General features: G+C 59.7%; 22 protein-coding genes, 1 tRNA gene and 1 other RNA gene. 17 read left to right on the top strand and 7 right to left on the bottom strand.

The genetic code is table 11. The features are described from left to right. Nucleotides 1–31: 31 nt before the first annotated feature. From HZ994_08080 to HZ994_08065, 4 genes are read right to left on the bottom strand one after another with little or no spacing between them, the layout of a single operon-like run. Nucleotides 32–598 carry a nuclear transport factor 2 family protein gene (locus tag HZ994_08080; protein ID QTN32289.1) on the bottom strand — a complete coding sequence of 189 codons (567 nt, stop codon included), beginning with the start codon at nt 596–598 and terminating at the stop codon, nt 32–34. Beyond that, nucleotides 595–1,245: a hypothetical protein gene (locus tag HZ994_08075; GenBank protein QTN32288.1), complete on the bottom strand. Its 651-nt coding sequence runs from the start codon at nt 1,243–1,245 to the stop codon at nt 595–597. The genes HZ994_08080 and HZ994_08075 overlap by 4 nt, the downstream gene beginning before the upstream one ends. After that, entirely contained in the window at nt 1,223–3,127 is a 1,905-nt protein-coding gene (locus HZ994_08070) for a fatty acid desaturase (protein ID QTN32287.1), read from the bottom strand. The genes HZ994_08075 and HZ994_08070 overlap by 23 nt, the downstream gene beginning before the upstream one ends. After that, on the bottom strand, nt 3,117–3,968 hold the full coding sequence (locus tag HZ994_08065) for a fatty acid desaturase (protein ID QTN32286.1): 852 nt from the start codon (nt 3,966–3,968) through the stop codon (nt 3,117–3,119). The genes HZ994_08070 and HZ994_08065 overlap by 11 nt, the downstream gene beginning before the upstream one ends. An 83-nt stretch (nt 3,969–4,051) precedes the next feature. On the opposite strand from HZ994_08065, the gene HZ994_08060 reads away from it, so the two are divergent. The 5 genes from HZ994_08060 to HZ994_08040 all read left to right on the top strand — a co-directional run bounded on the left by HZ994_08060 (nt 4,052) and on the right by HZ994_08040 (nt 8,796). Then, on the top strand, nt 4,052–5,056 hold the full coding sequence (locus HZ994_08060) for an aromatic ring-hydroxylating dioxygenase subunit alpha (protein QTN32285.1): 1,005 nt from the start codon (nt 4,052–4,054) through the stop codon (nt 5,054–5,056). Continuing rightward, entirely contained in the window at nt 5,053–5,625 is a 573-nt protein-coding gene (locus HZ994_08055) for a hypothetical protein (GenBank protein ID QTN32284.1), read from the top strand. The genes HZ994_08060 and HZ994_08055 overlap by 4 nt, the downstream gene beginning before the upstream one ends. Then, entirely contained in the window at nt 5,613–6,338 is a 726-nt protein-coding gene (locus HZ994_08050) for a hypothetical protein (GenBank protein QTN32283.1), read from the top strand. Before HZ994_08055 ends, HZ994_08050 begins: the two co-directional genes overlap by 13 nt. A gap of 104 nt (nt 6,339–6,442) precedes the next feature. Further along, nucleotides 6,443–7,744, top strand: coding sequence for a GH3 auxin-responsive promoter family protein (locus HZ994_08045; protein QTN32282.1), 1,302 nt, complete (start codon nt 6,443–6,445; stop codon nt 7,742–7,744). Further along, nucleotides 7,732–8,796, top strand: a complete 1,065-nt coding sequence (locus HZ994_08040) for a hypothetical protein (protein QTN32281.1) — start codon at nt 7,732–7,734, stop codon at nt 8,794–8,796. The genes HZ994_08045 and HZ994_08040 overlap by 13 nt, the downstream gene beginning before the upstream one ends. A gap of 11 nt (nt 8,797–8,807) precedes the next feature. Here the strand turns inward: HZ994_08040 and HZ994_08035 are convergent, their stop codons facing one another. Continuing rightward, nucleotides 8,808–10,691 (bottom strand): hypothetical protein, encoded by a 1,884-nt coding sequence (locus HZ994_08035; protein ID QTN32280.1) that lies wholly within the window; start codon nt 10,689–10,691, stop codon nt 8,808–8,810. A 77-nt stretch (nt 10,692–10,768) separates the two neighbouring features. Between HZ994_08035 and HZ994_08030 the strand changes: the two genes are divergently transcribed. The 10 genes from HZ994_08030 (at nt 10,769) to HZ994_07985 (ending at nt 19,105) form a co-directional block, all read left to right on the top strand. Next, nucleotides 10,769–11,449: a hypothetical protein gene (locus HZ994_08030; protein QTN32279.1), complete on the top strand. Its 681-nt coding sequence runs from the start codon at nt 10,769–10,771 to the stop codon at nt 11,447–11,449. A gap of 115 nt (nt 11,450–11,564) precedes the next feature. Next, nucleotides 11,565–13,208, top strand: coding sequence for a SurA N-terminal domain-containing protein (locus tag HZ994_08025; GenBank protein ID QTN32278.1), 1,644 nt, complete (start codon nt 11,565–11,567; stop codon nt 13,206–13,208). Continuing rightward, nucleotides 13,154–13,570 (top strand): hypothetical protein, encoded by a 417-nt coding sequence (locus HZ994_08020; GenBank protein ID QTN32277.1) that lies wholly within the window; start codon nt 13,154–13,156, stop codon nt 13,568–13,570. Before HZ994_08025 ends, HZ994_08020 begins: the two co-directional genes overlap by 55 nt. A 74-nt stretch (nt 13,571–13,644) precedes the next feature. Further along, nucleotides 13,645–13,720: transfer RNA gene (locus tag HZ994_08015), tRNA-His, on the top strand. 64 nt (nt 13,721–13,784) lie between these two features. Then, entirely contained in the window at nt 13,785–14,468 is a 684-nt protein-coding gene (gene rnc / locus HZ994_08010; protein QTN32276.1) for a ribonuclease III, read from the top strand. Between the two features lie 45 nt (nt 14,469–14,513). After that, an RNA gene (ffs, locus tag HZ994_08005) (signal recognition particle sRNA small type) lies at nt 14,514–14,608 on the top strand. A 66-nt stretch (nt 14,609–14,674) separates the two neighbouring features. Further along, the gene (locus HZ994_08000; protein QTN32275.1) at nt 14,675–15,565 is read left to right on the top strand and encodes a TIM barrel protein; all 891 of its coding nucleotides are present in this window, start codon (nt 14,675–14,677) and stop codon (nt 15,563–15,565) included. A 75-nt stretch (nt 15,566–15,640) separates the two neighbouring features. After that, on the top strand, nt 15,641–17,959 hold the full coding sequence (locus HZ994_07995) for an RNA-binding transcriptional accessory protein (GenBank protein QTN32274.1): 2,319 nt from the start codon (nt 15,641–15,643) through the stop codon (nt 17,957–17,959). Nucleotides 17,960–18,081: 122 nt separating this feature from the next. Next, nucleotides 18,082–18,468: a hypothetical protein gene (locus tag HZ994_07990; GenBank protein QTN32273.1), complete on the top strand. Its 387-nt coding sequence runs from the start codon at nt 18,082–18,084 to the stop codon at nt 18,466–18,468. Nucleotides 18,469–18,502: 34 nt separating this feature from the next. Continuing rightward, entirely contained in the window at nt 18,503–19,105 is a 603-nt protein-coding gene (locus HZ994_07985; GenBank protein ID QTN32272.1) for a hypothetical protein, read from the top strand. An 8-nt stretch (nt 19,106–19,113) separates the two neighbouring features. Here HZ994_07985 and HZ994_07980 read toward each other — a convergent pair whose 3' ends face one another. Further along, a complete protein-coding gene (locus HZ994_07980; GenBank protein QTN32271.1) occupies nt 19,114–20,271 on the bottom strand; it encodes a site-specific DNA-methyltransferase in 1,158 nt (385 codons plus the stop codon). 30 nt (nt 20,272–20,301) lie between these two features. Here HZ994_07980 and HZ994_07975 point away from each other — a divergent pair, with 30 nt between their 5' ends. Continuing rightward, nucleotides 20,302–20,643: a hypothetical protein gene (locus HZ994_07975; GenBank protein ID QTN32270.1), complete on the top strand. Its 342-nt coding sequence runs from the start codon at nt 20,302–20,304 to the stop codon at nt 20,641–20,643. Between the two features lie 78 nt (nt 20,644–20,721). Further along, nucleotides 20,722–21,753 carry a DUF4238 domain-containing protein gene (locus HZ994_07970; protein ID QTN32269.1) on the top strand — a complete coding sequence of 344 codons (1,032 nt, stop codon included), beginning with the start codon at nt 20,722–20,724 and terminating at the stop codon, nt 21,751–21,753. Between the two features lie 171 nt (nt 21,754–21,924). On the opposite strand, the gene HZ994_07965 is transcribed toward HZ994_07970, so the two are convergent. Further along, a complete protein-coding gene (locus HZ994_07965; GenBank protein ID QTN32268.1) occupies nt 21,925–22,662 on the bottom strand; it encodes a hypothetical protein in 738 nt (245 codons plus the stop codon). Between the last annotated feature and the right edge of the window lie 4 nt (nt 22,663–22,666).

Below are 22,666 nucleotides of genomic sequence, written 5' to 3'. Positions count from 1 at the left end.
TTCCACAGGTGGCGGAGACGCCACCCCGAACTCAAGGCGCGGAGACGCGCCTACTCCTACGCCCTAACAGAAGTCCAATGACGAGCCCTACGACTCCGGCCACCCCACCGGTCACCCAGAGTTTGCCTTTGTTCAGAGCGGTGATGATGGGGTTGTTGACCGGGTCGATGCTGGCCTGGATGCGGACGAGTTTCCATGTTTCGCCTTCCTTGCGGGCGATGGCGGTCCATTTCGATGTCAGGTCAATATTCTTCCCTCCGCGCACGACCTGTTCCTTTGCGATGCCTTTCGCTATGGCGATGTTGCCGTCGAAGATCGTGTCATCCGGCTCGACGGAGACGGTGTAGGTTCCGTCCTCGCCGATGAACTCCTCCACCTTCGCCCAATATGCCTTGATACCGTCGTAGTCCTTAACTTCATCTGCGGTGATCATCACGGCGGTGAAATCGGCGGCCAGGTGCGGCTTGATGAGTTCGAGATCCTTTTCGGCGATGGCTCGCTCGTAGATCGCCTTGAGGTCGCGGAGGGCTTGTTTGTCGGCTTCCTGCGAAAATGCGGGAAGGGCGGTGAGCAGCAGGAACAGGATGATGGGTTTCATGATTTTTCGCGGATTCGTCTGTTATCCTTCCATTTTGAGAAGGGCGGGGAAATCAAAAACGCACGGACGGCTTCGTCATCCGCGATCTCGGTTCCGGCGGTGAGCAGTGAGTATCCGCCGATGAGCGAGCGGTCGCCGATTTTCACGGGGGCGAGGAGGAGTTTCCCCTTCTCCATGACATGCGGGTTGAGCTTCACGCCGGCACCGAAGACCACGTTGTCTCCGATTTCCAGGAAGCCGCGGTCGAGGATGGAAGTACGGGGAGCCCAGTAGGTGAACCTGCCGATGCGGGATCCCCAAAGCCGCAGCCAGAGGGAATAGCAACCGGGGATGAGGCGGATGATCTCTTCCAGCGAGGGAAAGCGGAGGAAGAGCACCTGGCACTGGAAGCAGGCCCACCATTTTAGGAAAGCGGGGGAGCCGATGGGGATTTCCGGAGGGGATCTCCGGAGCGATTCGCGGAGGATGCGGGCGGGGACGAGGGGGAGGATGTAAAGGAAAGCTAGGGCGGAGAGAATTTTCAGCGGCCACATGAGCGGGAGGAAAAGGCACGCGACGGTGCCTGCTGCATGGCAAAGCGGAATGAGATTGAGCAGGAGCATGGCGACTTGCGTGCCTTTGTGCTCAGCGAATGATTTTTCCGGCATGATGGTTTTCGATTCGTTCATCCGTAAGCCTGGGGCCGCGCCACATGCGGAGGTAGGCGGCGAGGACGCGGCCACGCTCGCCGTCGTTTTCCGGGGTGATTTCCGGGAGATTCACCCACGGGACGGTAGGTTGGGAATGGTGGTTGCGGTGCCAGTTGTGGTTCAGCCAGAGGGCATCGAGCCACTTCCATGTGCGGAGGTTGCGGGCGCCCTTGAGGACGTCGCGCTCGGTGCCGAAGTGGTGGACGTATTGGAGGGCGGACCAGAGGACGCCGAAGCTGCCGACGAGTAAAAAGTGTTTCCAGACCGGCGTCCCCCAGAGCCAGATCCATGTGCCGTGGAGCAGGAAAACGGCGATGGCCTCGATGCGGATGAGGCGGAAGTAGCGCGGATTGAGCGAGTCGAGGAGGGCGCGGGTCGGGCGGTCGAAGTCGGCCCAGCGGGCTTTCAGGAGGTTCGGATGGATGAGGGCGAGGAGGTTCGAGAGGACGACGGTGAGGTAGAAGAATCCGGTGAGGATGCCGTAAAGCTGGAGGGTTTTCCAAATGCGGCTCTCGCCCTCGAAGTAAAAATCGAATGCCTCTTCGTCGGAGCGGTTGCGCAGGTGGTGGCCGATGTGGCCCTGGCGGAGGAGGTGGAAAGGCGCGGGGAAAAACAGGGCGAGGATGGCTCCAACCGTATCGTTGAGGCGGCGGTTTTCGTGAAGCAGGCCGTGCTCGGCTTCATGGAGCATGGCGTAGCCGGAATTCATCAGGAGGGCATACGCGATGGCGAGGCCGGCCAGCGCCCAGCCGGAGGTGATGGAGGTGGCCGCAAGGAGAGCGAGGAGGCCGATGACCTGGGCGGCGGCGATGAGGAGGTTCAGCCGTGATGGGAGCGGGTATGGAGAAGGGGGCGTCTCGCCCTTTTGCGGAGGATAGTGAGAGTGGATCGCTGGGGTTGTGCTAAGGGGCCGGAGGCGCCCTTCTCCATAGGCGGGTAGTGAGCGGCCTATGTTTTCAAACTCCGGCAGCGAATCGAATAGGGCGAAGGCTTTCGGGGTGACGTTGCGGCTGTAGAGGCTGGCGTGATAGGGGAGGGAGGACTTGAGTTCCGCAAGCTCGCGGCGGAGTTGCCCGGCAATGGTTGAAAGCTCTGGAAACTCGCCTAGCAGGGCGTCGAGCACAGACCTTGCCGCCCGTTTCGGGACGGTGAAGAACTCGCGCATGAGCCAACCGAAGATTGCGGCCTGAAACTCTCGTTTCCACATGGGCATGGGCAGCCAGAGCCGTTCGATGAGTTGGGTGTCCCAGCGGACATGGTCGACCTCATCGGCCATGTGTTTGCGGTGGAGCTCGCGGAAATTCGGTTCGAGGCCGCTTTCGTTGAGGCACTCCCGGGCTATGTAAATCGAGCGCTCCTCCTGGAGAAGGATGAGCCAGATCCAGAAGGGAAACGAAAACGGCTTTCCGGCGAACCATTTGCCGATGCCGTTGAGGCGTGGATTGGAGGGGATGAAAACGTAGTCGCCCGGCTCCATGGAAAACCGTTTGGGATCGATGCGGTGGTTCATTTGCCGGAACCAGCGCGAGTGTCGTCTCTCCTCCTGCTCGAAGCATCGGAGGTTTTCCGCGAGATCCGCGCCGATGAGATCCGGTCGGGCGTAGAGCGCGGGAAGGAGCGTTGTTGCCAGCAACTCCTCGAAGAATGCCGTCTGCTCGTTCAGATAAAGTGCGTAGAGCTGTGTGTAGCGGGTGCGGTGCCGCTCTTCAAGGAGATGCCACGAGGGGATATGGTGCAGCGCGGTGAGACGGGCGGGGAAAAACGGCAGGGTGAAGTCGATCTCCCGGGCGGGGGCACTGGGGCGAGCTGAAGATTCGCGGTCCGGTAGTTCAGCTTGCATGGGAAATGGGAGGCCTGCGGAACCGTTCGGCGAGAAGGCCGGTGAGGGAGCGGTGGTTGAGGGCGGGGTTCATTTTGGGAGCGATCTCGCTTTCATGGAACTCCGGGAGCCTGCTCCAGTGCATCGCCGGACGGATGTGGTGTGCGGTGTGGTAGCCGCTGTTGAGGAGGAAATAGTTCACCACTTTTCCGGTGAGGTTCCGGGAGTGGTCGTGTTCCGAGCTGCTGTCGCAATCCTGATGCTGGAGGAGATTCATGCCCACCAGCGCGATCTGTGCGCTGATCCACGGTAGGAACAGGAAAAGGATGGTGGCTCGCCAGTCCGCAATGAGGAGGGTCACGATCACTACATAGAAGATCGCCCGCTCAAGCACCGCCTGCCGGAAAAGGCGGGGGCGCTTCGCTTTCCAATCGGCGAGGTCGCCTGGTTTTTCCCGATACATCGCTGCGATGGAGGCGAAGGGGAACAGGAGGATGTTCAGCGCGTTCCAGCGGAAGCGGACGAGGTTTGTCCGTACGAAGTCGAGATCGCTTTCCGTGTGCTTGTGATGCCTCTCATTGTGTGCGGTGATGATGCCGGTGGGCGGCTGGCCGATGGCGAAGGAAAGCGCGATCTGGTAGATGGAATTCCAGAACCGGCTGCGGAAAACCGGCAGGTGCATCTGGTTGTGAGTCGCGGTGCAGGAGACGAAGGCGAACAGGCACGCCAGCGGCACGCTCAGGAAGTTGCGGAACAGCCCCGTCCAATTCCCCGCAGCGAGGAGAAGCGCGAGCGCGACGAACAGCAGCGTCCTCAGATCCGCGCGGTCGCGGAGCAGTGGCAGGAACCGTGCTGCTTTCATATGCAACATCGTAAGGAGGACGGGGGATTTGGAAACAACGAATCCGTTCGCCATGTGGGGTTGCGGCGATCTAACGTGCAGGTGTGCTGCGGGGTCATTGGTATATCGCTTGTCGTGCGGAGCAGGTTGTCAAGGGGCCTGTGGCAAGGACGGTGCTTGGGGAAGCCTTGGTGGTTTTCAGGGATGCGGAGGGGCGGATCGGGGTGCTGGCGGATCGCTGCCCGCACCGGAATCTCGCGCTCTCACGTGGCAAGGTGACCGACGACGGCTTGCGCTGCGCCTACCACGGCTGGGCTTGGGCGGCGGACGGGCGCTGCACGAAAATTCCTGCGGCCTGCGGGTCTGGGGATTGTTCCGCGATACGGGTGAAATCATACATCGCTTGGGAGCAACAGGGCTACGTCTGGGTGTGGATGCCGGCGGAGGATGGCGCTGACTCCGAGCTTGGCCCGCCGGTGTTTCCGGGGATGGGGGAGCAGGGCTGGCGGCATTTCCTGATGGAGCGTGAGTTCGAGGCGGCGGCGTTCCATTGCGTGGAAAACTTTCTGGATGTCCCCCACACGGCGCATGTGCACCGCGGGCTTTTCCGGGGTGAGGAGAGCAAGGAGATCGAGCTGGAGATCACGGGTGGGGCGGATTGGATCGAGGCGGAATTCATCGGCGAGGAGCGAATGGACTCATGGATAGGGAAACTGCTTGTCCCGGAGGGCAGCGAGATCCGTCACACCGACCGTTTCCAACTGCCTTTCGTCACGCGCGTGAATTACCGGATGAGTGAAAAGCGCCAGTATGTCGTCATGAGCCAATGTACCCCGGTTTCGGAAAACAGGACGCGGGTGTTCACGATGCTGGCGTTCCGCTTCGAGCCGCTGGGCGCGCTGGTGAATCTCGTTTTCAAACCCTTCGCCGGGCGCATCCTGGATCAGGATGTCGATATCCTCCGCGAGCAGACGGAGGACATCGAGCGGACGGGGGAAGCGAAATTCCTTTTCCATGAGACCGATGCAATCGCGCGCGGGATACGGGATCTGATCGCCGGGAAATCTCTGGAAGGCCGCGCGCCGGAGAGAAAGGGGCTGCGGGTATGAAGGCGTGGCAAGATGCGGTGGAGGCGATGCCGGTTTGGGCGGCTTGGGTGCTGCTAGGGTTCCATTTTCTCGCGCCGATCTTTCATGCGTGGCAGAACCGGCTGCCGCAGCGGCTGGGTGGCCCCATCTCGCGGGCGAAGGCGGGGTGGCTGGTGCATGTTTCCGCGCTCTGGCTGGTGCTGCCGGTTTTGCTTTGCTTGCAGAGTCCCACTTACCTCTATCTGGCGGTTTCCATGGGGTTGCGGACGGTGATCGAGCTCCCGCTTTGTGCGAGGGGGAAATGGAAAACCTCGTATGGGATTTTCCATGATGTAATTCACCTCGGATTGGTTGTCCTTCTGCTGCGGGGCGGTGACACGCGGATCTGGCTGTGGCTGACGGCTCTCACCCTTGTGGCCGAGATCTATTTCGTCTTCCGTTTCAAAAAACAAACCGCAGGCCCTGCCGAGGGGATCTATTTCGTGCCGGACGGGCCGGAACATGCGAGGCTGAACCTGCTGACCGATTTCATCCGTATGCCTTCCCAATACCTGATGATCTCCATCCTCATCGCGGCATGCCTGAAATGACAAAGACCGGCCTCGCGAGCGAGGTGGTGCGCGTTTCCGATCTTCCCGAGGCGGAGATTGCGGAAATGTTCGCCCTGATGGAGCGGCATTATGAGGCGGTTGCGGCGGATGCTTTCCGGGCGGATTTGGAAAGGAAGGACGAAGTGGTCATGCTCCGTGATGGTGAGGGGCGGTTGTGCGGATTTACGACGATCGCATGGAACCCCTGCGGTGAAATGCCGGAGGGCGATGTGATCTTTTCCGGAGATACCGTGATCGCCCGCGAGCACTGGGGGACGCAGGAACTGGTGAAAGGTTTCTGCCGCCGGGCAGGGGAGCGGAAGGCGCGGAGCGGGAGGCCGCTGTATTGGTTCCTGATCTCGAAAGGCCACCGCACCTACCGTTACCTGCCTTTGTTTGCGAAGCGTTTCCATCCGCATCCGGAGCGGGAGGAGCAGATTCTGGAAGACCTTGCGGGCAAGGTTGCGGGCGGACTGTTCGGCGATGCGTGGAAGGCGGATGAGGGCGTGATCCGATTTCCCCGGAGCGCGGGTCAACTCAGGAGGGAGTTGGCCGGAGTGCCGGAGCGGAATATGTGGGTGGATTTTTTCCTGGAGAGAAACCCGGGTCATGCCGATGGCGAGGAGCTTGTGTGCATGGCGGAAATGTCCGCGGGGAATCTCCGCAAGTTCGCGCTCACGGCGTTCCGCGAAGGGCTGGAAGGCGTGCGATGAATGCGGCGGCGCGGGCATTGCTGGGGGCTCTGGAGTCCATGCCGGAAAGGGCGGGGAGTCCCTGGGATCGGTTGCTCGCCTCGATCCATCGGCATCAGGACACGGTGTTCGGAAAGGCTCATGGGTTCGGGGAGATCCGGACTGAGGCGGATTTTCGGGAGCGTGTCCCGGAGAGGAACTACGAGGACTATGGTAATTGGATCGCGCGCGTTGCGAATGGGGAGAAAGGCGTGCTGCCTTGCGGGGAGGTCATCGCCTTCGAGTGCACCTCCGGCACCAGTTCCGGTGCGAAACTGATCCCTGTGACCGAGGGGCTGCGGGAGGATTTCGCCTACGGGATGGCGGCATGGCTGGGCGGCTGGCACGAAAGTTATCCTGAGGTGTTCGGAGGAAGGGCGTATTGGGCGATCTCACCGCCGGGGATCGCGCGGGGGAGGACAGCGGGCGGTTTGCCGGTCGGGCTGGATGGCGATGGCGCATATTTCCCAGACGCGATAGGGGCGCGGCTGTCCGACTGGCTGGTTGTGCCGCGGCTTTCGGGAGGTGCTTCGGAAGTCTTCGCGGAAACGGCGGAGGAACTGCTGAGGACTCCGGATCTGAGTTTGGTCTCTGTCTGGAGCCCGACATTTTTACTCTGCATCGATGCGGAAGTCGCGTTGCGGCGGCCCGGCAAGACATGGCGGGAAATCTGGCCGCAGCTCGCGCTCGTGAGCTGTTGGGCGGATGCCTCCAGCGCCAGGTGGATTCCTCGACTCCGCGATAGGCTCGGCGGTGTGCCCATCGAGCCGAAAGGCCTGCTTGCAACGGAAGGGGTGACTTCGATTCCAGTCGGTTCCGCGAGACTGGCGCATGAGTGCCACTACCATGAATTCCTCGATGAGGACGGCAACCATCTCGCCTGTGAGAAATTGCGGATCGGCATGGTCTGTGAGGTGTTGATTTCCACTTCGGGCGGACTGATGCGCTACCGCAGCGGGGATCTTGTGAGGATCACGGGCTTCACTGAGGGTGGGGTTCCGGAGATGAGGTTTCTCGGCAGGAAAGGGATTGTCTCGGATCTGGTCGGGGAGAAGCTCGCGGAGGAAGCGGTTGCGGCGGCTTTTTCGGAGGCGGGCGTCTGCGGGTTCCTTGCGGCGGATCCCGATGTGCCGGGCTACGAGGTTTGGATGGAGGACACTAGAAAATCCGCCCGAGTGATTTCAAAGCTGCTGGAGAATCCGTATTTCAAACAGGCTCTCGCCCTCGGGCAACTCGCGCCATGCAAGCCCATGGCTTTGAAGGAGGGATGGGTGCAGGATTTATCCGCAGCCCTCGCACTCAAGCGCGGCTGCAGGATCGGCGATGTGAAGCTGCCCGTACTATACCAACAGCAATCATCCGGGGAGGTGGCGGAATGGATGGGGTGACGATCCGCGAGGCGGTTGCCGCCGATCATGCCGCGCTAGAACGGCTTTTTTCGGAAACCTCCATGGCCGGAGCAATCCGGATCGGTTCGGATCGTTCACCGGATTTCTTCGCGGCCTCGCGGGTGCAGGCGGCCACGCCCTGTGTCTGGGCAGCCTTCGCAGCGGACGGGCGGGCGGCGGGTGTGTTTTCAGCGGGCAAACGCCTTGTCCATCTCGGCGGAGAAAAAATCCCCCTGCGTTACCTTTCCGATCTGAGGATTCATCCGGATTGGAGGAGCGGCACCCTGCTCGCGCGTGGTTTTCGGAGTCTCAGGGAAAAGGTTTTTGCCGAAGGCGAATGGGCGCAGACGCTTGTGCTGGAGGGAAACGCGCCGGCTCTCGAAATCCTGCGCAGCGGACGCATGCGGCTCCCGCAATACCGACCCGCAGGCCGGTATGTGAACTGGTTGCTGCCCCAACAGGCGATTTCGCGTTACTTCCCCGTCCGCACAGCGTGTGAGGCCGATCTTCCTGCAATGCAATGCCTTCTCGATGATTCCTCCCGCCGCAGGAGTTTCAGTGCGGCGGTCGACCTAGGGAAACTTGGTGGGGCTTTCCTCAACGGCTTGGTGATCGGGGATTTCCTTGTCGCTGAGGATGCGGGAGAGATTCGCGGGATGATTGCTCTGTGGGATCAAGGCGGTTTCCAGCGTTTGCGGGTCGATGGCTATTCCCCTGCGATGGCGGTAGCCCGACCGTTTTGGAATCTCGCTGCGCTAATCCGCGGCGGTGCGAAGCTGCCACGACGGGGCAGGACGATTCCGATCCGGAAAGCGTCCATGCTCGCCTGTGCGGACGACGATCCGTCCATCCTGAAGAGCCTTCTCTCAGCCGCCCTGTTTTCAGGAAATGGGGGGCTGCTGTCGGTTGGCTTGTCCGAGAAAGATCCCCTCGCAGCCGCACTCTCCGGCCTGAAGGGCAAGGTTTTCCGCGGCCGTCACTTCCTCGTCGGCTGGGAGGGGGAGCCCCCGGAGTGGCGGGAGCCGTTCGGATTCGATCCAGGCAGGATCTGAGGCACGCGGGCTCAGAGATATTTCACGAAGGCGGAATAGACTTCCGGCGGGATGTCGAGCAGGCCGTAGTCCTTCGCGGAAACGAACAGCAGGCTCTGCTGGCCTTTTCCTAACAGTTGGCCTTCGGATCCGAATATCTGGTGCTCCAGGGTGCAGAATTTCCGGTTCGCATCCTTCACCTTGATCTTGACCGTGATCGTATCGAACTCGCGGGTCTCGCGGACGAACTTGTGCTCGAAGGAGCGGGTGAGGATGTAGAACTTCGTCGTCTTCAGGTCGAAGTCCGGCATCGCGGCGTTGAAGAACAGCTCGCGGGTTTTCCCGACATACATCGGATACATCCCGAAATAGACATTGCCAACGGAGTTCGTGTCCGCGTAGGTGGCGACCATGGAATAGACGAACCATTTCCCCTCGAAGTGGCCCATGAGGTCGTGGGTGCCTCCGGAAACGGGGGCGGCCACCTCGCTGGGCGCGGGCTGCGTGGTTTTGGCAATCGCCTTGATCGCGGGGATCTCTGCGGCGGCGTGCATCACCTGGTCGGCCTTTTCCGTGACAAGGCGCAGCAGGTCGGTGGTGGTGACGAGCCATACCACATAAGCCAGCGGAAGCAGGGAACCGACGTACATCAGCACGTTCTGGTCGACCATGTAGCCGAAGGCGAAGATCACCAGGCATAGGCATGCCATCGAGAACATGCGGATCTGCGGGAGAGGCTGCTGTGAGTTCGGGACGAAGCAGCGGGCGATGGCTAGCGCGGCGTAGCCGACGAAGAACGAGGCGTAGAAGACCATGAAATACTCCAGCTCGAACTTCGCGAAATAGCCCCCCAAGGTGATCACGGCGACGATGAAGAAGGTCGGGATGGGAGAGGAGATGATCTGCTTGGGGATGATCGAAATGAGCATGTTCTCGCTCTTCTCGACGTTTTTCCCAAGGAACCACCTGAGAGCGACATAACCGCTGTCGAGCGTGGTCAGGACACAGATGACAAGGAAACCGAAGTAGGCCGCGGGGATCAGGGAGTTTCCGGAAAATCCATCGGAAAAATACTGCACGACGATGCTGTGGCCATAGACGAGATCATCGAGTTTCGAGGTGTTGAGGGTGATTTCTGTCGCGTTGCCCATCACCCACATGGCCAGGTAACCGTGGAAAAGCAGCAGCAGGAAAAAGATGATCCCGCCGAAAATGTAGCTCAGGCGGATTGAGGTTTCCTCGCGGTGGATCTGGATCGCGCGCTGCCAGTGCTGCAAATCCATCCACGGGCCGACCAGCAGCCCGACGATAAGCGGTATGACGAGTCCCCAGAACCGGCTCGATGTATATCCGTGATCTGCACCAAGCCCTTGGCTGCCGGTCCCCGGGGAAGAGCCGCCAAGCGAAACCAGCACCGTCGCAATGCAGATGACCAGCAGTGCGCCGAGCAGCGCGTGCCCGGCCTTGATTTTGCGGATGCCGAACTCCTCGCCGAACAGGCAGCCCACCGCCAGCAGGACGAAGACGGACATCGTCACCGAAAGCGCGAGGACAGCGCTCCCGGAGAGGCTGTCGATCGTCCCGAGCAGTGGGACGACGAGATATTTCACCAGCGCGAAGACCGTCAGCGAGAGCGCGACGATCTGGTAGATGTAGAAAATGAGGCGGAAAGGTTTGGCGAACTTGTCGAAAAACAGCGCCAGCGATTCGTGCCCGCCGGGATGGCGCTTTGCCACGATCTGGGTGAGCGTGCCGAAAAGCATGAGGCCGATGGCGTTGGGGATGGCGAACATGAGCAGCCCCTGCATGCCGAACATGAATGAGATCTGGACGCTGAAAAACAGCCCCAGCCCCCACATCCACGCAAGCGCGACGGTGTTCCCCCACAACAAAGCGTTCAACCAGCGCAAATTCATGCCCCCAGCATTCCCACGATTGCGCGGCACCGCAAGCACTGCTTGATCGCCCATGGGACATACCCCACATTCCACGAGTGATCCCGCGCCTAACAACGATACTCCTGCTCGCTACGGCCATTGCGCCGGCGCAGGCGATTTCCACCCCGCGGCTGTCTTGCCGGGTGGTGCAGACGGCGGAGGCAACCACCCTGGCAACAAAGGCCAAAGGCTCCGATGAGGAGCTTGTTTTTGAGATCGGCTGGGAAACGGGAACGGAGAAGGTGGCGGGCTTCGGGTCTTCCACCGCTGAAAACGGCATCATCACCTCCACCCACCGCCTTGGGAAAACCACCCTCACCCGCACCATCCTGGCAAGCGCTGCGGCGGACTGCATCCTGATCCACATCATTGCGGACAAGCCGGGTGCCGTTTGCTTCCGCGCCCGTTTCAGATCCGATCATCCCGCCAGGATCCGGAACCGCCGGGAAATCCTGCTATCGGGTGAAAAAATCCAAGCCCATGCATGGATCATCCCCTTCGAGTCCGATGTCCGCGATGACGGGAAGGGCACTGTCATCCTCGATGGCGAGGGAGAGGCGCTCATCATCCTCAATCTCACCGCAGATCAGGAAGCCTCGCCCATAGCCGATACGCTTACCCGCCTTGGGAAAAAGCACGACCCCGGACACAGCCCACCCGGCCCGCATCTGATCTGGGAGGGGATCAAAGAGGAGCGGGCGAGGGGGAGGCCGGGGGAGGGGGGTGGGGAAGAATGATTCGCTACCCATCCCTGCCTCCTCTTGTCCCACGGCTGTTCACTCGTCTTCCCCCGCTTACTGTCTTGCGTCCCGCGCTTTCCCTCCCTTTAATCCCGCCCCCAGCCATCCAGCCATGATCGAAAACCTTCGCAAATACACCGGACTCATCATCGTCCTCTTCGTCCTCGTCCTCATCGGCTTCCTGTTCATGGACACCAGCACCATGCGCGCATCGCAGGGCGGCGCCCCCTACATGAAGATCGCGGGGCGCACCTACTCGGACAAGGAGTTCACAAAACTCGGGGCCTCCGGCTACGAACTCACCCAGGCGCTGATGCAGTCCGGTGATTTTCAATTCTATGGCTTCCTCATCTCCCTCGCCGGGGACGCACAGACGCAGGAACAGGCCCAGGAAAATTTCTTCTCGAACCGCATCCTGCTGCGCTCCGCAAAACAGGAGTTCGGCATCTATCCGGGGGATGAGGAGATTGACAGCTTCATCCGCCAGCTCCGTGCATTCACCGGCCCGGACGGCGCTTTCTCTCCGGAGCAATACCGCAATTTCATCGAGAAGGGCATAGGCCGCCTCGGCCTCTCGGAGCCCGACATCCGGGATCTCGCGTCCGATGTCATCGGCCAGCGCAAGCTCATGGAGATCATCGGCTCCGGCCTCACGACCGACAGCGGCCTCGTCGCGAAGCGCAATGCCCTCGACTCCCAACGCATCCGGCTCAGCCTCGCCCGCATCGATATGGATCCCATCGAGGAGAAAATCGATCCCACCGAGGAGGAGATCAAGGGATATTGGGAAACCGTGAAGGACGCCTTCCGCACCCCGGAAAAACGCAGGTTCACCTACCTGGTGGCCAAGCCCGCATTCCCCGATGAGCCGGCGGAAATTCCCGCCCCGCCCGTCGATGCCACGGCGGAGGCCAAGGCGGAGTATGACAAAAAGGTGGCGGAGCGCAGCGCAGGCATCGCCGAGAGCCGCCGCAAGATACAGCTCGAAACCGATGCGAAGGTCGATGATTTCCTCTACGACCTCGAGTCCGGCAAAGACCTCAGCTTCGCGGATCTCGCCAGGGAGCGCGGCTTCGAGCTGAAAACCTCGGAACTTTTCGCGGCCGCCGAAGCCCCCGAGGATCTCCGCGCCAAGCTCCGCTCCAACAGCACCCCCGGCACCGTGGCGGACGAGCTTTTCCGCATGAAGGAAACTTCGGACCCTTTCTCGAAAATTTCGCCCGCCATCGCGATCGGCGAGAGCGATTGGATCATTGCCCGGCTTGAAGAGACCGAGCCATCGCGCGTCCAGACCTACGCGGAAGCCCGGGCAGATGCCCGCGCCCGCCTGATCGCAGAGAAAGCCGCCGCCGCCCTCAAGCAGGCCGCCGATGAGGCTGCGGAAAAAATCAAGGCATCGCTCGCCGAGGGCAAGACCTTCGCGGAGGCGGCCACCGCTGCCGGGATCACCAACGAGGTCGTCAGCCTCCCGGACGTCACCTCCGGCTACCAGGGCGACACCACCAAGGTGCCTGCCACCCTCTTCTCGGACGCTGCCTACACCGATCCCGGCAGTCTCGCGGAGCCTGTCATCGAGGCTGACCGCGCCTTCCTCGTCCTCGTGGAAAGCCGCGATGTCATCAAAAGCGAGACCGACGCAACCACCGTGGAGGCACAGGTCGGCCAGGCCGCCGAGTCCAACAGGATCTCCGCCTTCACCTCATGGCTCAACGCCCGCAGCGAGGCCGCCGAAGTCCAGGCCCTATACCGCCAATAGGGGCGCATGGGCGTCCGAAACCCCGTATCGTGACCGACGAACTCCAGCAAGCCTTCGACGACGCCAGCGGTCACCTGGCGCTCGGCGAGCTGGAGGAGGCCGCGGCGCTCTACCGCAAATGTGTGGGGATCGATCCCACCCATTTCGATTCCTGGCACGCCCTCTCCATGGCCTTGCTCAAAACCGAAAAGCTCAAGGAGGCTCTCGGTGCATCCCTCCAGGCCACCTCCCTCCAGCCCAACGATCTCCTCGCCTGGACCGCCCTTTCCCAGATCTATGTCCGCCTTGGCGACATCCCCAACGCGGAGGCCGCCAAGGCGAACTCACGCATCCTCTCTCTGGGCGGTAGGGTCGTCCGATGAAGTTTCCGCCGAGCAGGCGATTTTTCCCTTTCCAATGCCGCAGGGCTGGGATAAGCCTCCCGCCCGCCTGAATGGTGGTCGTAGCTCAGTTGGTAGAGCCCCGGATTGTGATTCCGGTTGTCGCGGGTTCGAGTCCCGTCGATCACCCCACCTTTTTCCCCGCGTCCGGCACGGTGCCCGGTCCCGCGGAAAGCGGTGAAAACAGAACCTGTTGATGCAACCGCTCGAAAGCCGGATCCAATACAAGTTTCGCAACTCGCTGCTGCTCGCCGAGGCGCTGACCCATCCGAGCCTTGCCTACGAGACACAGCGCCCGCACTTCGACAACCAGCGGATGGAATTCCTCGGCGATGCCGTCCTCCAGCTCGCCGTGACCGAGGCGCTCTTCAAGCTCTTTCCGGACGCCACCGAGGGACATCTCACCAAGCTCCGCTCCCGCGTCGTTTCGCGCCGTGCGCTGGCCCGCTTCGCCATGATGATACACCTGGGCGATTATGTCCTGTTGGGCAAGGGCGAGGAGGCCACGGGTGGGCGTCGCAGGCTCTCCACCCTCGCGGACGCCTTCGAATCGCTCATCGGCGCGGTCTATCTCGATTCCGGCCTGGTCGCGGCCAGGGATCTGATCCTGCGGCTCTTCGAGTCTGAGATCGACGGCATGGTGGAAAGCCCCGACGAGCGCAACCCCAAGGGCGAGCTCCAGGAATGCCTGCAGGCCATCCATCCGGTCGCCCCCGTCTATCAGATCGTCGGCGAAAGCGGGCCGGACCACCGCCGCGTGTTCCAGGCGGAGGTCACATGGCAGGACAAGCTGCTCGCCACCGGCAAGGGCAAGAGCAAGAAAGAGGCGGAAGCCCGCGCCGCCGCCGAGGCGCTGCGGGTGCGCAGCTGGGAAAACTGAGTTTGTTGTTGCGGGCGGTGCCGCGTTGGTTTTCCTTTCCCCCGCTGTCAGGGGCCGTGGAGGTATGGCAAGCGAACCCCGCCAGGCCTTGATCGGAGCAACGGTAGTTTGTCCACATTTGCCGCGGTTCCCTGGCGGCACTTTTTTGTCCCGGATGTGTTTTCGGGATGCTTTGACATGCGGAAGCTGTGCCATAGGCTGGATCCATGGATCGCAGATCTTTTGTCGGAAAGGCTTCGCTGGTTGGATTGGGGGTGCTGGCGGGAGGGAAAGCCTCGGCTGCGGAGGAAAAACCGGGGCGCGATATCGCGGTTTTCACGAAGTATCTGGAGAAGCTCAGCTTCGACGAACTCGCGGAAACCATCGCCCCGCTGGGGATTGCCGGGCTTGAGGCACCCTTGCGCAAGGGCGGCCATATCGAGCCCGAGGAAATGGAGGGCAAGCTCCCGGCCCTCGTCGCCGCATTGGCCAAGAAGGATCTCGAGGTCACGATCATGGCTTCCAGCATCAATCAGGTGGACAAGGCAGGCCTTGCCGAAAATCAGCTCCGCGCCGCCGCGAAATCGGGGATCAGGCGCTACCGGCTCGAGCACCTGAAGTATGACCTTTCCAAGCCGATCAAACCGCAGGTGGCGAATTTCAAGGCCCAGCTCACCGATCTCGCCGCGCTGAACAAGGAGATCGGCATCCAGGGGCTTTACCAGAACCACCGAGGCAACAACTACGTCGGCGGCCCGATCTGGGACATGGTCGGGATGTTGGAGGGGATCGATGTGAAAGACCTCGGCATGGCCTTCGATTTCGCGCATGCGACGGTGGAGGGGGCGAACGCTTGGGAAATGAACTTCCGTCGGGCTTTGCCACACATCGGTGCGGTGTATTTCAAGGATTACCGGATCGCTGGGAAGCAACAGCAGGCATGCCCGCTGGGCGAGGGGATGGTGAATCCGCTGGCCGGCAAGTTCGTCACGAAGCTGCTCCCGCCCGAAATCCCTGTTTCCATCCACATCGAATATGTCAAAGGCGGGGACGTGGTGAAAGATACCGTTGCGGCGATGAAAAACGACCTGGTTACGGTCAGGAAATGGCTGGGTTGATCGGATTGCAGTCCAGCATCTCATGCCGCTTGCCTCGCTGCGTGATCCGCAGCTAGTTTCCCCGCCCCAACACCCATGTCCGAATCCACCCCCGAATCCTCCTCCCAAGCCCATCTCGAACTCATCGCACGCGAGACCGGAATCAGCCTTTCCTCGGTCGCCGCCACCGCCAAGCTCCTCGCCGAGGGCGCGACCATCCCCTTCATCTCCCGTTACCGGAAAGAGGCCACCGGCATGCTCGACGAGGTGCAGATCCAGGCGATCCGCGACCGCATGCTCCAGCTCGCGGAGCTCGATTCCCGCCGCGCCACCATCCTGAAATCCCTCGATGAGAGGAAGCTCCTCAGCGATGAGCTGAAGAAAAAAATCCTCGCCGCCCTCACACTCACCGCTCTGGAGGATATTTTCGCCCCGTTCCGCCCGAAGCGCCAGACCCGCGCCACCAAGGCCGTCGAGCGCGGCCTGACCCCGCTGGCCGATTTCATTTTCGAAAACCAGAACGCCGACCCCACCGAGGAGGCCGCGAAATACATCAACCTCAGCGAGGATAAGGAAAAGGAAGTCCCCACCGCCGAAGACGCCCTTGCCGGTGCCCGCGACATCATCGCCGAGCGCGTGGCGGACGACGCGAACCTGCGCGGCCAAGTCCGGAAAATCTACGAGGAGGAGGCAACCGTTTCCTCCAAGATCATGTATGGCAAGGAAGAGGAAACCGATGCCGCGAAATACCGCGACTACTTCGAGTGGTCCGAGCCTTTCAAAAGCATCCCCTCCCACCGCATGCTCGCCATACGCCGTGGCGAAAAGGAGGCCTTCCTTTTCATGCGCGTCGAGGTTCCGTTAGAAAGAGTAGCCCGCATCGCCACCGCTGATTGGGTCACCGGAAAAGGCGCCTGCGCCGAGCAAGTCCGCCTCGCCGCCGAGGACGGCTGCAAGCGCCTGCTCATGCCTTCCATGGAAACGGAAATGCGCCTGCTCGGCAAAAAGCGCGCCGATGAGACGGCCATCCAGGTCTTCGCCGACAACCTCCGCGAGCTCATGCTCGCCTCGCCCCTCGGCCGCAAGCGCACCCTCGCCATCGACCCCGGCTTCCGCACCGGCTGCAAGACCGTCGTGCTCGATGCCCAGGGAAAACTCCTCCACCACACCGTGCTTTACTGCACCGCGGGATCGAACAGCCAGCTTTACGAAGCCGCCACCGAAGTCGTCGGCCTCATCAAAAAGCACGACATCCAGGCCATCGCGATCGGCAACGGCACCGCCTCCCGCGAGACCGAGTCGTTCATCAAAAAACTCAAGCTCCCCGCCTCCATCCAGGTGATCATGGTCAATGAGAGCGGAGCCTCGATCTACTCCGCTTCCGAAGCCGCCCGCGAAGAATTCCCCAACGAGGATGTCACCGTGCGCGGCGCGGTCTCCATCGGCCGTCGTCTCATGGATCCGCTCGCCGAGCTTGTGAAGATCGATCCCAAGGCCATCGGGGTCGGGCAATACCAGCATGACGTCGATCAGCGTGCGCTCAAGACCTCCCTGGATGACACGGTCGTAAGTTGCGTGAACGGAGTCGGCGTCGAGTTGAATACCGCCTCGAAGCACCTGCTCGCTTACGTGTCCGGCCTCAGCAATTCCCTCGCGGAAAACATCATCGCCTTCCGCACGGAAAACGGTGGCTTCACCTCCCGCGCGCAGTTGAAAGAGGTTCCCCGCCTCGGCGAAAAAGCCTTCGAACAAGCCGCCGGTTTCCTCCGCATCCGCGATGCCGCCCACCCGCTCGATGCCTCCGCCGTCCACCCGGAGCGCTACGCACTCGTTGAGAAAATGGCTGCGGACATTGGCTGCGGGGTCGCCGATCTCATGCGCGAGGAGTCCCTCCGCAAGAAAATCGATCTCAAGAAATACGTATCCGAAGAAGTCGGCCTCCCCACTCTCCAGGACATCCTCGCCGAGCTTTCAAAACCCGGCCGCGACCCTCGCAAGGCTTTTGAGGCTTTCACCTTCGCAGAGGGCGTCGAAAAACCCGCCGATCTCACCGTCGGCATGAAACTCCCCGGCATCGTCACCAACGTCACCGCCTTCGGAGCCTTCGTTGATGTGGGAGTCCACCAGGACGGCCTCGTCCACGTCAGCGCCCTTTCCGACAACTTCGTCCGCGATCCCTCGGAGGTTGTAAAGGTCGGCCAGAAAGTCCAGGTCACCGTCATGGAAGTGGATCTGCAGCGGAACCGCATCGCCCTCTCCATGAAATCCAAGCCCGATTTCGAGCCCCGCCAGAACAGGGGGACTCCCGCAGGAAACCAGAACCGCCCCCCGCAGCGCCGCGACAACCGTCCCCAGGCGGCACCCGCCGGAAACGACTGGTTCACCCAGGCCATGGGCCAGGCGAAGAAACGCTAGGTCTCGCTCGGAACGATTTTTTTAGCCACATCTCAGCTCAAACCCGCAGATATGCCGGGGACGACCAGCTAAGGCGATGGCGCTTGGCTTCCTGCACCCTCCTGTTAGCCTTTCGCGAAATTATGCCGGATTTCTCCCTTGCCGATTTCGTCACCTACGTCCGCACCCACCTCACGGGGGATGAGAAAGGCGAGTCCGCCGATTTCCTCGACCATCTCTTCCGCGCCCTCGGGCACGATGGGATCAAGGAAGCCGGTGCCACCCGCGAGACGCGCCTCGCGAAAAAGGGCGGAGCCAAGGGCAAGAACTTCGCCGATCTCATGTGGCCCGAGCGCGTCCTCATCGAGATGAAATCGCGCGGCAGGAAACTGGAGCGCCACTACGACCAGCTCTTCGATCCCGTCGAGAAGATCGCCCTCGCGGATCTGCCCGCCCGCGCCGAGGCGCTCGCCTTCCTCCTTCAAAGAGCAATAGACCTGCCGCAGCCCAGTAGTCGAGGTTCGGCTTGAAGTCCTGTAGCATTCTCACTAACAGGGAACAGCCATGCCGATTAAAAAAGCCGTCGTTATACGTGAAAATTTCAACAAAGAAGCGCATCTACCTTATGGGCTCCGTCTCGCGGATTTTGAAATGGCAATGCAAGATGTTTATGATTTCTTCCACGATGTGAACTCGAACCTTGTCGAAAAACGAATTCGGCGACTGGACGATTTGCTGCGCCCGGCGATGATGTCAGGTTTGCTGTCGGACTTGATGACATCGAGTTTAGCCACTCATTCCAGGTCGCTGACCGAGAATAGCTATTTCAATGGCCATCCCGACCTAATCGTGAACGGAGTCTATCCCGGCAACGCCGTGAAATCAGGCAGCGAAGGCGTGGAGATCAAGGCAACAAAGAAGGCGGGTGGTGCTGTGGATACACATGGAGCGCGGAAACAGTGGATGTGCGTCTTTGTTTATCGCATGGACAACATTGGAGAACCGGCAGTTGACAGGGAGCCGATGCACTTCACCGAGGTTTATCTCGGTGAAGTGGATGTAAGCGACTTTCGTAAGAACGCGAGGGGCGAATTAGGCACGCGTACAGCAACGCTGCATGCGGAAGGCATTCAGAAACTCCGAAAGAACTGGATCTACAGAGCCTAAATGGCTTTTCAGAATGTCTTCAACGCCTGGAGCGCGGGAATCGACCTCCTGCTCAAAGAGTAATACTCCGGGTCAATTTCCAGTCCGACCGACTCGTAGCCTAGATAATTCGCTGCGGCCAAAGTAGAGCCGGCTCCTGAGAACGTGTCCAATACAACGCCCTCACCAAGGGGCAGGACGCCACGAACCAATTGACGCAAAAACTCCTGTGGTTTTAGGCTTGGATGCGGAGCCAATTGCCGCTCGCTCGCACGGGTTGGACTCGAGCGGATCACATCGCCGAATGGGCGGTCTTGATCTGGACGTCTGAAGCCGCCGGTTTTCCATTTTCGTAAGTTGTCTTGGATTCTTCCTTCGACTGGCTTTCTGAATACCAGCCAAGGTTCCCACATTGAGCGGGGCAAGACGCTGACATCTGGAAATTCATCGTGGGCGGCCTTGGGGCGGTCTCCTCCGCGCATTGTCATTACGAGTCGGACGATTTCACCGCGCCTCTCCAATCCGGCACCAGCAAGAGCCATTGAAATGATGTGGGAAACTAGGGGATTTGTTGCCACCACGACATTTGCGCCAGGGACAAGAATCGGGAGAATTAGTTGTCCCCAAAGCTTGAAGAACTCGCCGATGTTCTTGAGATCCCCATTCGTAAGAGTGGTAAAGCGCGGAAGGGGCGAGCGGGTGTGGCCATCAAATGAAGGCGGAATCCTCCAAACTCCACCTTGTTTGGAGCGAAGCTTGTCCTGCTCCTTTCTAGTGTATTCGACTAAACCATAGGGTGGATCGGTGACCACGGCGTGGATGCTGTTCGGATTGGCCTTTTCAAGCCAATCCAAACAATCCTGAAGGTAAACACGGGCAAGTCCTGATGTGAAAAATTGGACTGGTTCCTTGGCTTTGAACAAGTCACGGCACTTGTATTCAGCTTCGGGTTCAGCCAGTGAAGTAGTTGCTATCTCGTATTTGGCGCGGCCTACCTTCTTGAAGAAGGTTTCGCTGTTGTTTTGGAGATAGGATCGAATCGAGGAAGCGGGCGTTTCTCCTATCCGTTCGGAGACCATTTCGTGGATCTCTTTTGGAGAAAGCGGCTGAGTCGTACCCGCAAGAACTTCGATGATGGCGTCGCGAACTACTCCTGGGCGGTTGGGTTGACGGGCTTCGTAACTCATGTTCTGGAATTTGACGTCAGGACGTCTTTAGTGCAAGTCCAATATTGGATCCGCAAACAGATCGAAGCCGTCGCCCTCCGCCGGCTCCGCCGCGAGGTGATGGAGAAGATGGGTTGGTCCCTGCGCGACCTCTACCGCACCCTCGATGAACCCGGCGCGAACCCTCTCCGCGAAGCCCAGGCGAAACTCGACGCCGCCGTCCGCGCCGCCTACGCCATGCCCAAGGGCGCGGACATCCTCACCTTCCTCCTCGCCCTCAACCACTCCTGCGCCGCCAAGGAAGCCGCCGGAGAACCCATCACCCCGCCCGGCTTGCCGCTGCCGGTGGACGAGCATGGGGCGTTTGTCACGGGGGATTGTATTAGGGTTTGAAGAAGTTTGGTGCGCCCTCCGCTCCCCCTGCGCGTTGGCGTGTGGAAAAAGAACGCATGTGCTATCATCGTCAGCGTCATGAATCCGAAGCGCCACCACTTCCTCCCTGAATTCTATCTCCATAAATTTGCAAGAGATGGTTACGTATGGGTCTATGATCGCAAGGAAGATTCTTATCGCCGTCAGCAGCCAAAGAACACCGCTGTCATCGGGCATTATTACGCAATAACGAGCGAAACAGGTGAAAGAGATTATGACATCGAAAGAATGCTCTCGCAATTCGAGGGGCGGGCTAAAACCGCGATTCAAACACTGGAAGCTGGTCAAGAAATCAACCCTGAGCAGCGTGCCGATTTAGCCTACTATTTGGCTTTCCAACATACACGGACTCCGCGATTTGAACGTGAGATCGATGAAATGGCTGACGCAGTTCATAAAATTCTTCTCAAAGAAATGGTTCCCACGGTCGAAGCTGCGGAGATAGTCTTCAAATGCAAAGAAAAGAAGGGTGATGTAACTGCTGAGAGCATGTACAAATTTATCCACGAAGAACAATTCTCGATGAAGGGCAGTAGGAACAACACGATTAGCTTGATGTTGGATCAAACCAGTAGAGCATCAAAGGACATCGCCCTGATGGATTGGGTCGTAGTACACGCGGCAAGAGGATGTTCATTTATCACAACAGATTCACCGATAGGCTATGTAGTTCCTGAGAAATTCATACGTAGCGGGGAGCCGGTTATTGGACTGGGATCAGAAAAGATCACAAAACTTTTCCCTCTGACGCAGAAAGTTGCACTCCTGATCGGAAAATATGGTGGGGGCTTCGGTCACTTTAGGTTTAATCGCACGCAGGTTCGTGATTTTAATCTCACGGTCGCTCGGGAGACCGAACGCTTCTTGATTGGGCGGGATGAAGCACTGGTGCGCAGCATCGTCCGAAAGAGCAATATTGACCGAGCGGCACCCGCCACACGTATGAAGGTCGAAAATGTGCCGCATCCCACTGATCCACTAAGATCATTCCTTGTGACCAGAAGGGTGGCCGCAGACGCCCCGGATATACCACTGAAGTATCATGCTGGTTCGCCTCCCGAATCGCAGTGACATGATCGTTAAGCTCATAACTGCTGATGTCGAAACCGGCATAATGCGATGTGGGCGGTGCGGCATTGGATGACCGCCCGGATACTGTGTGATCGGATATCAGGAGCAGGAGGATGGGGAGTTTGTGACGGAGGATTGCATCCGGTTTTGAATAATAGGAAATCATCCCAGCTACTCCCGTGGCATATGAGTGGAATGCCAAAACCCCTCCATATCGTTCAACTCCTGATCGAAACCAGGAAGTCCGGTTTTTTTACATACGAGCAACCGCCAATCGCGCCCTAGGCGATCGATGAATTGACCATCGATTTTGGCACCGCGTTGCAGGTCAATTCCTATCCAGATTAGCGCAGGCTCCGGAGTTTCCTTGAGACGTGTGAAAAGATTGGCAGTGAAAAAGATAACGTAGTCGATCTCGCTGAAATCCCTTTTGAGGGCTACCATGGCTGCATTGATGAAGGCTGCAGGGCCGTGCGAATAAATTCCGTCGTTTGCCAAAATCACCATGCCTAGGTAATTGTCCAAACCTAGCTCGCGTTTCGTCTCGCGAATTTGGGCGTTGGCTTTCTGAATCCGCCGCTTGATGGACTTCGTGCTGATTTCATAGATTTTCGTTTGGAGCTCCTGCGGCATCTTGCGCCAACTTTCTTTATCGCGCTGTTTGGTTTGAATTTTTCCTTGATCGTGCCAATCGGCAATCAACGCATCGATTTTGGACTCAATGTTTGGGCTATTCACATTGTCTTCCGTCAGGCACTTGAGCTCAGCAACCAGCCGCTCATGATGAAACACGTAATCCGCGTTCTCAAACGAAGGTGACTTCGGCAACTTGTCTTCCAAGACGACTCCTCCGGAATCCCGAACGAGTTCTGCAAATGTTTCTTCGATGTCTATTCTAGGATACTTCATGCAA

It is taken from the genome of Akkermansiaceae bacterium (genome assembly GCA_017798145.1).
Lineage (GTDB): Bacteria > Verrucomicrobiota > Verrucomicrobiia > Verrucomicrobiales > Akkermansiaceae > Luteolibacter.
This window is presented reverse-complemented; position numbering and strand designations above follow the sequence as displayed.